10 protein-coding genes are annotated in these 16,024 nt (G+C 67.9%); 8 read left to right on the plus strand and 2 right to left on the minus strand.

Annotated features, from left to right (window positions below; all coding sequences use genetic code 11):
- Positions 1-123 precede the first annotated feature (123 nt).
- From LG380_RS15575 to tkt, 8 genes are all read left to right on the plus strand, one after another.
- Entirely contained in the window at positions 124-1,071 is a 948-nt protein-coding gene (locus tag LG380_RS15575; RefSeq protein WP_225766670.1) for a MoxR family ATPase, read from the plus strand.
- 78 nt (positions 1,072-1,149) lie between these two features.
- Positions 1,150-2,067 carry a DUF58 domain-containing protein gene (locus tag LG380_RS15580; RefSeq protein ID WP_225766339.1) on the plus strand — a complete coding sequence of 306 codons (918 nt, stop codon included), beginning with the start codon at positions 1,150-1,152 and terminating at the stop codon, positions 2,065-2,067.
- Positions 2,064-2,519 (plus strand): DUF4381 domain-containing protein, encoded by a 456-nt coding sequence (locus LG380_RS15585; protein ID WP_225766340.1) that lies wholly within the window; start codon positions 2,064-2,066, stop codon positions 2,517-2,519. Before LG380_RS15580 ends, LG380_RS15585 begins: the two co-directional genes overlap by 4 nt.
- On the plus strand, positions 2,516-3,511 hold the full coding sequence (locus LG380_RS15590; RefSeq protein WP_225766342.1) for a VWA domain-containing protein: 996 nt from the start codon (positions 2,516-2,518) through the stop codon (positions 3,509-3,511). Before LG380_RS15585 ends, LG380_RS15590 begins: the two co-directional genes overlap by 4 nt.
- Entirely contained in the window at positions 3,508-5,199 is a 1,692-nt protein-coding gene (locus tag LG380_RS15595; RefSeq protein ID WP_225766344.1) for a tetratricopeptide repeat protein, read from the plus strand. The genes LG380_RS15590 and LG380_RS15595 overlap by 4 nt, the downstream gene beginning before the upstream one ends.
- Positions 5,196-6,887 carry a BatD family protein gene (locus LG380_RS15600; protein WP_225766346.1) on the plus strand — a complete coding sequence of 564 codons (1,692 nt, stop codon included), beginning with the start codon at positions 5,196-5,198 and terminating at the stop codon, positions 6,885-6,887. The genes LG380_RS15595 and LG380_RS15600 overlap by 4 nt, the downstream gene beginning before the upstream one ends.
- A 102-nt stretch (positions 6,888-6,989) precedes the next feature.
- Positions 6,990-8,294 (plus strand): dicarboxylate/amino acid:cation symporter, encoded by a 1,305-nt coding sequence (locus LG380_RS15605; RefSeq protein WP_318780090.1) that lies wholly within the window; start codon positions 6,990-6,992, stop codon positions 8,292-8,294.
- A 147-nt stretch (positions 8,295-8,441) separates the two neighbouring features.
- Complete coding sequence (gene tkt / locus LG380_RS15610; RefSeq protein WP_225766348.1) at positions 8,442-10,457, plus strand: transketolase; 2,016 nt, start codon at positions 8,442-8,444, stop codon at positions 10,455-10,457.
- Between the two features lie 199 nt (positions 10,458-10,656).
- Here tkt and LG380_RS15615 read toward each other — a convergent pair whose 3' ends face one another.
- Both LG380_RS15615 and LG380_RS15620 read right to left on the minus strand, forming a co-directional pair.
- The gene (locus LG380_RS15615; RefSeq protein WP_225766350.1) at positions 10,657-13,752 is read right to left on the minus strand and encodes a TonB-dependent receptor; all 3,096 of its coding nucleotides are present in this window, start codon (positions 13,750-13,752) and stop codon (positions 10,657-10,659) included.
- A 289-nt stretch (positions 13,753-14,041) separates the two neighbouring features.
- Positions 14,042-16,000, minus strand: a complete 1,959-nt coding sequence (locus tag LG380_RS15620) for an acetyl-CoA hydrolase/transferase C-terminal domain-containing protein (RefSeq protein WP_225766352.1) — start codon at positions 15,998-16,000, stop codon at positions 14,042-14,044.
- Positions 16,001-16,024: the final 24 nt, after the last annotated feature.

The raw sequence follows: 16,024 nt of genomic DNA on the forward strand, positions 1-16,024 counted from the left end.
TATATGGCCGGCGATGGAACCTTCGCCGCGGGGATCGGTCAGAATGGGTCCATGAACCTGCCGCCTGACATTCAAGACCCAGCCCCGTCACCGGTGCAGTCCGACCGGTTGCACGATGACTTCATGGAGCTGCGCGCCGGACTGGGCGCGGCGATCGTTGGCCAGTCGGCGTTGATCGACCGGTTGCTGATTGCCCTGCTTGCCGATGGCCATCTGCTGGTGGAGGGCGCGCCTGGCCTGGCCAAGACCACGGCCATCCGTGCGCTGGCCTCGCGCCTGGAAGCGGACTTTGCCCGCATCCAGTTCACGCCCGACCTGCTGCCTGCCGACCTCACCGGTACCGAGGTATGGCGACCGCAGGAAGGCCGGTTCGAATTCCTGCCCGGGCCGATCTTCCATCCAATCCTGCTGGCCGACGAGATCAACCGTGCCCCGGCCAAGGTGCAGTCGGCCTTGCTCGAGGCCATGGGCGAGCGCCAGGTCACGGTGGGCCGGCATACCTATGCCCTGCCGCCGCTGTTCCTGGTGATGGCCACGCAGAACCCGATCGAACAGGAGGGCACCTTCCCGCTGCCCGAAGCCCAGCTGGACCGCTTCCTGATGCACGTGCGCATCGGCTATCCCGATGCCACGGCCGAGACTGAGATCCTGCGCCTGGCGCGCGAACGTGCCCTGCAGACGCTGGACCACGCCGCGCCCGCGCCACGCAAGCTGCCGTTGCAGGCCATCGAACAGGCGCGTCGCGCGGTGCTGGAACTGCACCTGGCCCCGCAGCTGGAGCGCTACCTGATCGAACTGGTGCTGGCCTCGCGCGATGCCAGTGCCTACAACCCGGCATTGGCGCGGCGTATCGCCTGGGGCGCAAGCCCGCGTGGTTCGATCGCGTTGGAGCGTTGCGCCCGCGCCCGGGCCTGGCTGGCCGGCAGGGATTTCGTCACACCCGATGACGTGCGCGCGGTGGCGCCGGACGTGCTGCGCCATCGCGTGCTGCCCAGCTACGAGGCCACGGCCGAGGGCTGGGATGGCGAACGCCTGGTGCTGGAGTTGCTGGACCGTGTGCCGCTGCCGTGACCGGACCCGGATGCCCGGCGTCGTGAGCAACCGCAGGTGGCAGCATGATTTCCGTCCAGCCATGCCACGGGCGCGCACATGATCCGGGCTGCTGCAGTTGCCGGAGGTGGGGATGGGATCCGCCCGAGCCTGGCCGAGCTCATCGCGCTGCGCGAGCGTGTGCCGCGCGCGGCGCTCGCCCGCAGGGGACAGCATGGCTCCGCCGGGCCGGCACCGTCGATGCTTCGCGGTCGCGGCATGGAGTACGCCGAGTCGCGCGAGTACGTGGTCGGCGATGACGCCCGCCACATCGACTGGCGGCTGACCGCACGCAGCGGTCGCACCCACACCAAGCTTTTCCAGGCCGAGCGCGAACGCCTGAGCCTGCTCGTGGCCGATACCGCGCCGACGTTGTATTTCGGCACCCGCGTGCGTTTCAAGTCCGTGCAGGCGGCGCGTGCCGGAGCGGTGGCCGCGTGGTGGGCACAGCGGCAGGGTGATCGCGTGGCTGCGCTGCGTGGAAGTGCGGTCGAGGCACCAGTCCCGCCCGGCGGCGGTGCCGGTGGGGTGCTGCGCGTACTCGATGCGTTGCAACGCTGGTATTCCGGGCCGCCGGCCGATGACGCGGGACTGTCGTTTGCTCTGGAGCGTGCGGCACGCATCGTGCGCCCCGGTGCCCGCGTGGTGGTGCTGGCCGATCCGCGTGGCGCCGTGGAGGTTCCGCTGTCGATGTGGTCGGCGCTGGGCCGGCATCAGGAAGTCATCGTGCTGCTGCTGACCGATCCCCTGGAGCTGGATCCACCGGCGGCCGAGCTGTCCTTCATCGCCGGTGGGCAGCGCGTGGAAGTGGATCTGCAGGCGCAGGCCGAACGTGAACACTGGCAGCACTCCTTTGGCGAGCCGCTGCGGCAACTGTGCCAATCCCTGCCAGGTCGACGCATCGCGGTCCATGTACTGGCCTGCGACCAGGACAGTGATGCGTGGCTGGCGCCGACAGTGGCCGGGGCGCGCGCATGACGCCCGAGCGGCTGCCGCTGCGTGACGTGCACCTGCCCGACGCGCCAGGGCTGTGGCCGCTGGCGCCGGGCTGGTGGCTGGTGCTGGCGGGTCTGGTCGTGCTGCTGGGCGTTGCTGTTGCGCTGCGCTGGCGCCGGCAGCGTCGCCGGGCCCGCTGGCTGCGGTTGTTCGAGAGCACGGTGCAGGCCGCCGGCACCCCCGCTGCACGGGTCGCAGCGATGTCCGAGCTGCTGCGCCGCGCCGCACGCGAGGTCGATGCGGCGGCGGTGCAACTGCAGGGCGAACCCTGGCTTCGCTTCCTCGACGGCGACCAAGGCTCGGAGTTCTCGCAAGGGCCGGGCCGGATCCTGCTCGACGGTGGCTTCCGTCGCAGCGTCGAGGCAAGCGAAGTCGAGCGCGTGTTGCCGCTGGCGCGTCGTCGTTTCCTCGAACTGATGGCGGGCGGCCGATGATCGACTGGCGCGTCCTGCTCGAGGTCTTCGCCTGGCCCTGGATGTGGCTGGCCTTGCCGCTGCCGGTACTGATGCGCTGGTGGCCGGTGGCAGTCAGTCGGGGAGCCGCGCTGCGGGTGCCTTACGCGCCAGGACAGCTGCATCCGCAGACATCGGCGACTGGCGCGCCGCACCTGCTGCGCGGTGGCCGCTGGCTGCTGTGGCTGGCATGGATCTGCCTGTGCGCTGCCGCCGCGCGTCCGCAGCAACTGGGCGAGGCGATCATGCCGCCGCAGCAGGCACGGCAGATGATGCTGGCCGTCGACCTGTCCGGCAGCATGGGTGAGGCGGACATGCAGCTGGGTGCACGCATGGTTGATCGCCTCACCGCCGCCAAGGCGGTGCTGGCCGACTTCCTCACCCGCCGCCAGGGCGACCATGTGGGCCTGCTGGTGTTTGGCCAGCGCGCCTACGCGTTGACTCCGCTCACCGCCGACCTGGCCTCCGTGCGCGAACAACTGCGCGACAGCGTGGTCGGCCTGGCCGGACGCGAGACCGCGCTGGGCGATGCGATCGCGCTGGCGGTCAAGCGCCTGCGTGCGCAGCCGGAAGGGCAGCGGGTCCTGGTGCTGCTGACTGATGGCGTCAACACCGCCGGCGTGCTCGAGCCATTGAAGGCCGCCGAGCTGGCACGCATCGAGAACGTCCGTGTGCACACCATTGCTTTTGGCGGTAGCGGGGGGCTGTCGCTGTTCGGCATGCAGCTGCCGGTCGGCGAGGATCCGATCGACGAGGAGACTTTGGCCGAAATCGCCCGCCAGACCGGCGGGCGCTTCTTCCGGGCACGCGATACCGACGAGCTGGTCGGCATCTATGCCGAGCTGGACCGGATCGAGCCGGTGCAGGTGGCCGGCACGGCAGTGCGGCCGCGCATCGAGCGTTATCCGCTGCCGCTGATACTTGCGCTGGGGCTGGGGATGCTTGCCCTGGTCTGGCCGGGGCGCGGTCCATGAGCGGGTTCTGGCAGTCACTGCATTTCCTGCGTCCGGAATGGCTGTGGGCGTTGCTGCTGGCACCGGCGGTCATGGCGTGGCTGCAGTTGCGCCAGCGCCGGCGTGACCCGTGGCGCCATCTGGTCGACCCGCACCTGCTGCCGCACCTGCTGGAGGGCGGCACGCGCCGGGCGCGGGTTTCCGGATGGCTGCCGGCGCTGGGCATCGTGCTGGCGGTGCTGGCACTGGCCGGGCCAAGCTGGCGCCAGGAATCACAGCCGGCGTGGCAGTCCAAGTCCCCGCTGGTCGTGGTGCTGGACCTTTCCAGTCGCATCCTCGCCACCGACCTGCCGCCCTCGCGATTGCTGCAGGCCCGCAGCAAGCTGGCCACCCTGCTCGCCGAGCGCGAGGGTGGCGAGGTCGCATTGGTGGTGTTTGCCGACGACGCCTATACCGTGACCCCGCTGACGTCCGATGCGGCCAACGTCGCCCTGTTCCTCGATGAGTTGGGTCCGGAGATCATGCCGGTCGATGGTCAACGTCCAGAGCGCGGGATCGAGCTGGCGGCCTCGCTGCTGCGGCAGGCAGGTGCCACGCGCGGCGACATCCTGCTGCTCGGCGATCGCGCCGGTACCGAGGCGCAGGCGGTGGCGGCACATGCCCGCAGCCTGGGCTACCGGGTCTCGGCGCTCGGACTGGGCACGGCGCAGGGCGCAGCCGTGCGCGAACGCGACGGCAGTGTCGGCCAGGCGCGGCTGGACGCGCGCTCGCTGCAGGCGCTCGCCGGCAGTGGGGGGGGGCGCTATGTGCAGCTGGGCGCAGGCACCGCCGACCTGCAGGCGCTGGACCTGCTGCGCCCGGCACTGGTCGGCTCGCAACAGGGCGAGGGCGAGGCCAGCAAGCGCTGGCGTGATGAAGGCTTCTGGCTGCTGCCGCCGCTGATGCTGCTGTCGCTGCTGGCGTTCCGCCGGCGCGCGGGCCTGGCGATGGTCGCCCTGGCCTGCCTGTTGCCGCTGTCGCTGCCGGTGCAGGCCGCCGAGGGCGGCTGGTGGCAGCGCGATGACCAGCGACAGCATCGGCAGTTGTCCGAAGGGGTGTCCGCCTACCGGCGCGGCGATTTCGCCACTGCCCAGCGCCAGTTCGAAGGCATCGACACTGCTGAGGGCTGGTACAACCTCGGCAATGCGCTGGCCCGGCAGGGCCGCTATGACGATGCCATCGACGCCTACGACCGGGCCTTGGAGCACCAGCCCGGGATGGACGACGCAGTGGCCAACCGGGCCGCGGTCGATGCCGCACGCAAGCGCCAGCAGCAATCGTCCCAGGGCCAGCCGCCGCAGCCTGGCAGTGGCAAGGGCAAGGGTGCGGGTAACGACCCGGCGCGGCAGCAGCCCAGCCCGCAGGGGCAAACCGGTGGTGACCCGCAGGCTGGCAAGCCCGGGCAGCAGTCGCCACCGTCACCGCCGCAGGCCGAGGATGCGACGGCCCAGCAACAGGCCGACCAGGCACAACGCGAACAGATGGAGCAGGCCATGCAGCAGTCACGGGCGTCGACGCCCTCGCAGGCGCAGGCGAACGAAACCGCCGAGCAGCGCGAACGTCGCCAGGCCACCGAGGCGTGGATCCGGCGCGTGCCCGATGAGCCGGGCAGCCTGCTCAAGGCCAAGTTCCGCATCGAACACGAGCGCCGCAGCCGGGAGGGGCGATGAACGCATCACCGCACTGCCGCCGGATCGTCCGCTGGGGGCTGGCCCTGCTGTTGCTGGGCCAGGTGATGCTGGCACACGCCCAGACCCGCGCATGGCTGGACCGCAATACCATCGCCGAAGGCGGGACCGTCACCCTCAATATCGAAACCGCGCAGACCGGAGCCACGCCGGACTACACGCCACTGCGTGCCGACTTCGAGCTGAGTGCGGCCACCAGCAGCCGCCAGGTGCAATGGGAGAACGGCGCGATGGCGTCCAGGGCCCTGTTCGGCATCGCCCTGACCCCGCGCCGCAGTGGCGTGATCCAGATCCCCTCGCTGCGCGTGGGCAGGGAGCAGACCGCGCCACTGACGTTGCAGGTGCAGGCCGGCCAGGCTGCTGCGCCGGCGTCGCGCGGCGACGAGGTCGCCTTCATCGAAACCGACATCGAGGATGCAACGCCCTACGTGCAGCAGACCGTGGGCGTGGTCGTCCGACTGTACTACGCCACCCAGCTGGCATCGGGCGAACTGGTGCTCGATACCCCGGCCGGTGCCTCGCTGCAGCGCGTGGGCGATGACCGGAGCCTCGTGCGGGAGGTGGGTGGACGCCGCTACAACGTGGTCGAGCGGCGCTTCCTGCTGATTCCCGAGCGCAGCGGCCCGCTGGTACTGGAAGGCGCGCGCTTCACCGGGCGCGGCGTCGGCGGCATGTTCAACGATTTCTTCGGTAGTGGCACGGCACGCATGAGTGCACGTGCACCCACGCGCACGCTGCAGGTGCAGCCACAGCCAGGCAACGCCCCGCAGCCGTGGCTGCCGCTGCATGACCTGCGCCTGCGCTACACCGCCACCCCGCACGCGGCACGGGTGGGCGAGGCGGCCACGCTGGTGATCGAGGCGGTGGCCGATGGCGCCACGCGCACGCAGTTCCCGGAGCTGCCGGTGCCCTCGCTGGGGGATGCGGCGCAGGTCTTTGCCGAACCGCCGCAGTACGACGAGACCTTTGACGGCAGCGTGCCGCGGCTGAAGATGACGCGTCGCTATTCCATCGTCCCGCAGCGCGAAGGCCGGCTGCAGCTGGCCGGCATCGGCATGGACTGGTGGGACGTGGCCAGCGGCCGCGCGCGGCGCACGCTGCTGCCGCCGCTCACGCTGGAAGTCAGTGGCGGCCAGCCCGCCCTGGCTACACCGCCGTTGCCGGTGCCGACGGTTGATCCCTCCGCGACCAACGCCGCTGACAAGCGCGGCGACGCGCTGGCCGCGACCGTGGAGACTGGCCGGAAGCCATGGCCCTGGATTGCCCTGGCCGTATTGTTCGCACTGCTGTGGCTGCTCACCCTGGCCTGGGCGCTGCGCCGTCGCCGTGCCGCCGCGCTGGAGGAAGTCCACGTCACCCTGCCCGCAGCCGGATCCAGTGTTGGGTTCGCTGACCTGCGCCGCGCGCTGGAGCGCGGTGGCCTGGATGAGGTCGAACGCATCCTGTGTGCGATGGCTGGCGTGGACTCCATCGATGCCGTGATCGAAAAGCTGGTCGATCCGGTGCAACGCCAGGCGCTGTCCCAGCTGCAGCGTGCGCGCTGGGCCGGGCAGGGTGATGTGGCTGCGGCACGGCAGGCACTGCGGCAGGCGATGAAGCCAGGCCCACGCTGGCATTCCACCCCATCGGATCGCAAGGCCGAGCTCCCGCCGCTGTATCCGTCCGCCTGAAGCGATGAATGCGTGCAGGTCCACATGCACATAGCGTCGCGACGGCGGCGCCGACCACGCATTTGCTAAGCTGCGCCGCATTCTTTGGAGGAAGGATTGTCGATGGGGAACGCTGTGAAATCCCGGGCCGGAATGCCGCTGCACTGGAAGATGGGAATCGGCTTCGGCCTGGGCCTGCTGCTGGGCCTGCTGGCCCACCTGACCAGCGCGGACAGTGAATGGGTGCGGCTGTTCACCACCTATGTCACCACGCCGTTCTCCGGACTGTTCCTCAACCTGATCTTCATGCTGATCGTGCCGCTGCTGTTCTCGGCGCTGGTGATGGGCGTGGCCGAGATGGGCGACATCCGCGCGCTGGGCCGCATCGGCTGGAAGACGCTGGCCTACACCGTGGTGCTGTCCGGCATCGCCGTGGGCCTGGGCCTGGTGCTGGTCAACCTGTTCCAGCCCGGTGCGGGCGTGGATCCGGCGCTCGCCTCGCAACTGCTGCAGGAAAACGTCGAGCGCAGCCGCGAGATCGTGGCCGGTGTCGGCGACCAGCCGCAGGGCATGCAGATGCTGCTGTCCATCGTGCCGAGCAACATCATCTCCGCCGCCTCGGACAACGGCGCGATCCTGTCGCTGATGTTCTTCGCGGTGATGTTCGGCATCGGCATGGTGCTCTCGCCGGATGAAAAGGTCGCGCCGCTGCGCAACGTCATCGAGGGCATCTTCGAGATCTCGATGACCCTGATCGGCCTGGTGATCCGGCTGGCGCCGTACGCGGTGGCCTGTTTCATGTTCAACCTGGCCGCGGTGTTCGGTTTCGACCTGCTGGTGCGCCTGGGCGCGTATGTCGGCGTGGTGGTGCTGGCGCTGGGCCTGCACATGTTCGTCAGCTACAGCGTGGCGGTGAAGCTGGCCGGCAAGTCGCCGCTGGCGTTCTTCCGCGGCAGCCAGGAAGCCATCGTGATGGCCTTCTCCACCGCCTCGTCCAACGCGACCCTGCCCACCGCGCTGCGCGTGGCCGACCAGATCGGCCTGCCGCACAAGGTCTCGCGCTTCGTGCTGACCGTGGGCGCCACCGCCAACCAGAACGGCACCGCGCTGTTCGAGGGCGTGACGGTGATCTTCCTGGCCCAGTTCTTCGGTGTGGACCTGAGCCTCGGCCAGCAGTTCATGGTGATGCTGGTCTGCATTCTCGGCGGCATCGGCACGGCGGGCGTGCCGTCCGGCTCGCTGCCCGTGGTGGCGCTGATCTGCGCGATGGTCGGGGTCAACCCGGTCGGCATTGGCCTGATCCTGGGCGTGAACCACTTCCTGGACATGTGCCGCACCGCGCTGAACGTTACCGGCGACCTGGCACTGGCCACGATGGTGGCCAAGGGCGAGGCCGACGAGCCCGGCGCAACGCAGCCGCAGGCCTGATCCACCCGGGCATTCACGCAACGGCCGCCGCAGGGCGGCCGTTGTCGTTGCGGGGCCGGGTGTTGGGCCGGCGTTCGGATCGCCCCGGGTGTCTGTGGGACAATAGGCCGCCCGCAGCTCCGCGGGAGCCTCCCGACCGAACCGAACATGACGCAGCCCACCCGCCGCCAGCTAGCCAACGCCATTCGTTTCCTCGCCGCCGACGCGGTCGAACAAGCCAAGTCCGGCCATCCCGGCATGCCGATGGGCATGGCCGACATCGCCGAAGTGCTGTGGAACGACTATCTCCGGCACAACCCGAACAATCCGAACTGGTTCAACCGCGACCGTTTCGTGCTGTCCAACGGCCACGGCTCGATGCTGCACTATGCGCTGCTGCACCTGAGCGGCTACGACCTGCCGATCGAGGAACTGAAGAACTTCCGCCAGCTCGGCAGCAGGACCGCCGGCCACCCGGAGCGCCACGAAACCCCGGGCGTGGAGACCACCACCGGTCCGCTCGGCCAGGGCTTCGCCAATGCCGTGGGCTTTGCGCTGGCCGAGAAGCTGCTGGCCCAGCGCTACAACCGCCCCGAGTTCGAGATCGTCGACCACCGCACCTGGGTGTTCATGGGCGACGGCTGCCTGATGGAAGGCGTCTCGCACGAGGCCGCGTCGCTGGCCGGCACCTGGGGCCTGAACAAGCTGGTGTGCTTCTGGGATGACAACCGCATCTCCATCGACGGCAACACCCAAGGCTGGTTCACCGACGACACCGCCGCGCGCTTCGAGGCCTACGGCTGGAACGTGATCCGCGGCGTGGATGGCCACGATGCCGCGTCGATCAAGTCGGCGATCGAATCGGCCCTGGGCCAGTTCGACAAGCCGACCCTGGTCTGCTGCCGCACCACGATCGGCTTCGGCTCGCCAGCCAAGGCGGGCAAGGAATCCAGCCATGGCGCGCCGCTGGGTGGCGACGAGCTGACCGCCACGCGCAAGGCGCTGGGCTGGGAGCACGGCCCGTTCGAGATCCCCGAAGAGATCTACGCCGGCTGGCGCGCCGGCGGCACCGGCACCCTGCGCCAGGCCGAGTGGGAGCAGCTGTTCGACAAGTACGCCGCGCAGTTCCCGCAGCAGGCCGAGGAGCTGACCCGTCGCTCGCATGGTGAGCTGCCGGATGACTTCATTGCCAGGGCCGATGCCTACATCGCCGGCGTGCAGGCCGAAGGCGCCACCATCGCCTCGCGCAAGGCTTCGCAGAACGCCATTGCCGCCTTCGCGCCGCTGCTGCCGGAGATGGTCGGTGGTTCGGCCGACCTGGCGCACTCCAACCTGACCCTGTGGAAGGGCTGCAGTTCGGTGGCCACCGACGACCCGGACGCGAACTACGTCTACTACGGCGTGCGCGAGTTCGGCATGAGCGCCATCGCCAACGGCCTGGCCCTGCACGGTGGCTTCCTGCCGTTCGATGCCACCTTCCTGGTGTTCAGCGACTATGCCCGCAACGCGGTGCGCATGAGCGCGCTGATCCCGGCGCACGCGATCCACGTCTACACCCACGACTCGATCGGCCTGGGCGAGGACGGCCCGACCCACCAGCCGGTGGAGCACCTGGCCTCGCTGCGCTACATCCCCAACAACGACGTGTGGCGTCCGTGCGACGCGGTCGAGTCGGCGGTTGCGTGGAAGCAGGCGATCGTGCGCAAGGATGGCCCGAGCTGCCTGGTGTTCAGCCGCCAGAACCTGGCCCACAACGCGCGCAGTGCCGAGCAGGTCAAGCTGATCGAGCGCGGTGGCTACGTGCTGGCCGAAGCCGAAGGCGGCACCCCGGATGTGATCCTGATCGGTACCGGTTCGGAAGTGGAACTGGCGATCAAGGCCAAGGCCGAGCTGGATGCCGCTGGGATCAAGGCCCGCGTGGTGTCGATGCCGTCGACCGACGTGTTCGAGCGCCAGGACGCCGCCTACCGCGAGTCGGTGCTGCCCCACGCCGTGCGTGCACGCGTGGCCGTTGAAGCCGGTGTCACTGGTTTCTGGCGTGCCTACGTCGGCCTGGATGGTGCGGTGGTGGGTATCGATACCTTCGGTGCCTCGGCCCCGGCCGACCAGCTGTACAAGCACTTCGGCATCACCGTCGAGGCGGTGGTGGATGCGGCCAAGGCACAGGTCCAGGTCCAGCGCTGATCGTTTTAGCACCTGTTGCAACGAAAAAGCCGGGCAATGCCCGGCTTTTTCGTGCTCCTGCTGCGACTTGTCGGGGCGTTGTCGGTGCGTTGCACAGTCTCCAGCAGGCAATAAAAAGCCGGCCCCAGAGGGGCCGGCGAACAACGCTCGGAGTATCAATGGAGGGATCCCGCCAAGCGGGATCCTGTTGTTGCTTGGGTCAGAAATCGTAGGACACCGACAGACGGGCATAACGTGGCGTCTGGCGGGCAATCGGCAGCATGAAGGTATTGGAGACCGTGTAGGGATCGGTCTCCGAAGTCACGTCCACCTGCAGCGGCTTGTCCTCATTGAGCACGTTGAACACCTGCAGGGCAACATTGAGCTTGCCGTCGAACACTTCCGGACGCCAGCCCAGGCTCAGGTCCAACTGACGGGTCCACGGGGTGCGCTTGTCCCCCGGCTTGGCGACTTCACCGAAGCAGGTGTGGTAGCTGGGGCCGTAACCGATGGGGTCACCGGCGGCCGAACCTTCATCGATGGTCCCGTCCGGGTTGTAGTAACCCAGGCAGCTGATCGGGGTGCCGGACTGCACGCGCAGGTTGCCGGCTACGGTCCACTCATCGGTGATGGCATAGCTGCCGTAGAGCTTGATCTGGTGGCGGCGGTCATTGGCCAGGTAGCCATTGGCGAAGGCCATGATCTGCCAGGCGTCCCAGTCCTGGGTCTTGGAGATGTTGGTCTGGCCGAACTCGCTCTTGACCTGGCCTTCGTTGTTGCCCTCGCTCTTGGCGTAGGTATAGGTCAGGCGACCTTCCCAGGTGCCGTCAAACGGGTGGTCCAGGTACAGGTCCACGGCCTTGTAGGTACGCTTGAGGCCATGGTTGAAGCCCCAGTCTGCGGCCGACATGGTGTACTCGGTACGCCCACCCACCGGGTTGCCGTCGGCGTCGGTGTTGGCCAGCGAGAAGGTGTTGGTGCCACCGGGGTTGAACATGTAGCAGTAGGCCACTTCCACGTTCTTGCCCGAATTGTCCTGGGCGATGTACTTGCCGTTGACGTAGTTGATGGCTTCCAGGGCGTTGTGATCCATGAAGGTGTACGGATCACAGATGTCGTCGATGGAGGACTTCAGGTCGCGGTAGGTGAACTTGGCACCGAAGGACCAGTTCGGGTTCAACATGCGGTCAAAACCGATGATGTACTCGTCCTGGTACATGTTCTTCAGGTCCTTCGGAGCGAAGGCCAGCACATCCACCGGGGTGCCGTACTCACCGTTGGAGGACACCGCGCCCGGAGCCGGTGCACCGCCCACGCCCGGCACCGGGGTCAGGCCGGTGGGGGCGCCGTTGGCATCAATGCCGCTGTAGGTGAAGTATTCGGTGGTGTAGGTCGAGGCCGATGCGCCACGGATGGCCACGTTGTTGGGCATGGCCAGGTAGTAGCGCCCGGCGTTACCGTACAGCTTGGTGGAGGCATCACCGAACACGTCCCAGCTGAAGCCCAGACGCGGGGCCCACTGGTCCTTGGAAGCCATGTAGACCTCGCCGACGTTGTTCTTGTTGGTGAACTCGTCGTTGCGGATGCCCAGGGTCAGCAGCAGGTTGTCGGTGATCTGCCAGCGGTCTTCCAGGTACCAGGCCTTCTGGTCCAGGGACATGCTGGTGTTGGTGAAGTAATAGCGCTTGCCGACATAGTAGCCGGCGCCGCCCGGTGCACCGACGCCGAGTGCGGCGTTGATATTGCTGGTCGGGTTGCCGCGGCTGTAGATCCAGTAATCGATCGGCTGCGAGGTGCCTTCGTTATCGGCCTCGAAGGTGATGTTGTCCACGCCCAGGCTCAGGGTGTGGTCGCCGACCACCCATTCCAGGTCGGCACGGATGCCGTCGGTGCTGTTCACACCGTCACGCCCCTGATAGCCGGCCAGCTTGCTGTAGACCGGGTTTCCTCCGGTGACGGCCGGATCCTGCAGGGTCGGGTTGGCAATGTGCGGCACCCCCGGCAACAGGTACGGGGTGTCCTTGGCGATGAATTCGCTGTTGCCGTAGGTGGCGCTCAGGGTCAGGTTGTCGGTCAGGAAGCCGGTGTACTTGAAGATCTTGTATTCGCTGTCGCGTTCCTGCTCGGTGGGCGTCACCGACAGACGCTCACCCAGGGTGTGGGTGTAGATGTCATAGGCACGGTAATAACCGCTGTAATCTTCCTTTTCCTTCATCCACGTGCCTTCCAGCAGGTGGTTGTCGGTGATGTTCCAGTCGATCTTGGCGTAGATCTTCGGGTTGGTGGTTTCACCGTAGGTGCGGCGCGGGTTGCCCAGCGTGGTCGGGTTGCTGGTGGATTCGCTCTTCTCTGCCTCGCCGGCGAGGAAGACGAACAGTCGGTCCTGCACGATCGGGCCACCGGCATACAGGCTGTAGGTGGTCGTTGTGCTCTTGGCGCCCTTGCCGCTGGAATACAGGGTGCCTGCGGCATCAGGGTCTTCGTAGACATAGCCGGCCGGCAGGTCCTGATCAGGCAGGTAGAGATCCTTGTATTCCTCACGCCAGGCACGTGGTGCAAAGGTCAGCTGGCCGCCGAATTCCCAATCATTGGTACCGCGCTTGCCGATCTGGTTGATCACGCCGCCGGCCGAACGGCCGTACTTGGCGCTGTAGCCACCGGTGAAGGTCTCCTGCTGGGCAATGGCGCCATACGGCAGCGAAAAGCCGCCCAGGTTGGAGACCGGCTCGCCGGAGAAGTAGCCGTTGATGTAATAGGCGTTTTCAGAGACGCCCGAGCCGCCAAAGGAGACCAGGCCGGCCAGTGCGCCGTAACCGGCCGCGCCGGCCACCGCACCCGGGGCCAGCAAGGCCAGTGCTTCGGCGCTGCGGCCCAGCGGCAGGCGGGCGATCTGCTCGGCGGTGATCACGGTACGGGTATCGACCGAGCTCAGGTCGATGGCGGCCGGGGCGCTGGCCACGACGGTCACCGTCTCCAGGTCGGTGGTGCCGCCGGCGGCGGCGCTGAACGAGGCATCGGCCGCGGCGCCGACCACCACGGTGACCTGGCGCGAGCCGATGGCCTGGCCATCTCGCTGCACGGTCACGGTGTAGGTGCCCACCGGGAGATTGCTGACACGGTAGTTGCCGTCTGCGTCGACCGGCACGGTACGGCTGAAGCCGCTGTTGTTGGTGATCAGCACCGTGGTGTTGCTGGCGCTGGCGGCGGGGACACTGCCGTTGATATTGCCGGTGGTGCTCTGGGCGTACAGCGGCCCAGCGATGCAGAGTGCGAGTGCCGCGCTGAGCGAGGCCCTGCGCAGCGTTTTGTTGCTCATCATCTAGTGCTCTCCGGAATAGTGAGGCGGATATTCCGGACGCCACGGCCGTGCGGCGACGCAGCATCCGGGAATCCTCACGTTAACCCGGCAGTCAGATTTCGTTCACCAGATGTTAATGATTTTTTGTCATAAGCGACTGTGCCAACCGGTCCCGGAATCCCGTCTTTTGCCAGGAATTATGTGATTTTCATCAAAGTACTTGCCTGTTTATGGGATGTTTCCATGACAAATCGTCATGGGTATGGACTTTGCCGAATTTGGCGGAATCATCGCCCGTATTGGTCCGTCACAAGAGGCGCGCGGTCCGGGCGAGGGCCAGGCGCAGCAGGCGCGCGTTGATGCGCTCACCCAAGGTACGCGGTTGCCCCAGCCCCATCCGCTCCAGATAGACCGGATCACCGTCGCCCGGCGGCTGCGCCAGCGCGTCCAGCACGGTACGCAGTTTCTGGCTGCGGCTGCCGGTGTTCTGCCTGAGCCACGTCAGCGCGCGCAGCAGGTCCCGTTCGACATCGGTGAAGTCGCTGCCCAGCGGATAGTCGGGCAGGCTGCCGTCATGCCGGAACGGCGCCAGGGATGCTGCCAGCGCGGGCGGGGTGTTGCGCTGCCACTGCGGCGGAGCGGTGAAGCCTTCGGCCAGCTTCTTCGCCCCGAGGGCACGCTGCAGCAGCTCGTCCTGGAAGGCGGCATCGGTGATGGCCGCCATCGCGGTCGCGCAGTCCTCGTCGGTGCGGCCGCGCAGGTCGGCAATGCCGTACTGGTTGACGTAAATGTCGCGCAGGTGGCGCGGGATGGTGGTGTGGCCGTAGTTCCAGCGCACGTTCGACTGGCGGTTGCCGCCGCCGTCGCGCACCGCGCGGAACATCAGCACGCTGCGTGCGCCGGGCAGGGCGTGGCCCATGGCGACGAAGTTGTATTGCCCGCCGACCCCTGACACCACGCGTCCATCCTCCAGTGCGTCGGATACCGCCGCGCCCAGCGCGGTGGCCATCATGCAGGAGTTGAAGAAACGTGCATCGCGGCGCTGCAGCCGCTCCAGCGCCTCGTCGCCGCCGTAGAGCTGGTTGATCTCGCTGATCCGGCGCATGCCGATGGCCCGGCACTGCTCTTCGGGCAGGTTGCGCAGCCAGTCGTAGAACTCCGGCGAGCCCAGGTAGAAGGCGCCGTGCAGATACTCGCCTTCCTCGGCCAGCCGCGCGCCGTCGGCGGTATAGGCGCTGCCGTCGGCCAGCCGGCGCATCAGCGCGATGTCGTCATGCACCTTGCGCCGGATCACGCCGGCCTGGACCAGCACGCGGAAGCCTTCGTTGAGCATCTCGCTGCAGCCGTACAGGCCGGTCTCGAATGGCTCCAGGCCACCGATCTCGTGCACCAGCGGGTTGTCGGCCAGCGTCGGATCCAGCGCGTCGAGGATCTGCCGGTAGCGCGCGTTGTCGGTATGGCGCAGCACCAGGGCGTGGCTTAGCGCATCGGCCAGCGTGCCGATGCCGATCTGCAGGGTGCCGCCATCGCGCACCAGCGTACTCGCGTACAGACCGATGGCGTGGTCCACGTCGTCCACCGGCTGCCGCGGCAGGCCGAAAAGCTTCGGGTAAGGCCCGGGCGGTGTCACCACCAGGTCGAAGAAATCCTCGTCCACCGTGGCGCTGCCGCCCAGCCACGGCAGTTGCGGATCGACCTCGGCAATGAGCAGTGGACGTGGCAGACCGCGCTCGTGGATGGCGTCGAGCGAATCCTGGGTGAGGTCGTTGTTGCATGACAGTGACAACCGCGTGCTGCCCTCGCGGCGGGCCACCTTCTGCACGATGGCGTGTGGCGCGCGCCGCGCCACCGCCTCGGCGGCATGGGTGTAGTTGAGGCTGGTGTAGGCGCGCTGCGCCTGGCTCGAGCCCAGCAACCCGCCCGACTGCATGTAGAACTCCTCCACCTGCACGTGCGGCGGCAGCCGGTCGCGGGCGATCGCATCGGCATAGGCCAGGCGCGGGAAGTCGTTGCCGAAGTGGCGCTCGACGAAGGGCCGCATCAGGCGCGCCTGCAGGCCGTCGCCGCCGGCGCGCGGCGGGTTCAGCGACAGGGCGGTGTACAGCTGCAATCGCCGCGTCGGATCGTTTTCGACGCGCGCATACAGCGCGTTGACGAGCCGGTGCGGCTTGCCCAGCGCCAGCGGCGCGGCGATGCGCAACGGACCGTCGACCCGCTGCAGCAGCCAGTCAACGGCGGCGTCGAGGTCTGTCACGTATTCGGTCATGCGCGGTTTCCTGCGGGGAGTGGG

Origin of the sequence: Stenotrophomonas sp. Marseille-Q4652 (assembly GCF_916618915.1) — a bacterium.
In the GTDB taxonomy this organism is placed as follows: Bacteria; Pseudomonadota; Gammaproteobacteria; order Xanthomonadales; family Xanthomonadaceae; genus Stenotrophomonas.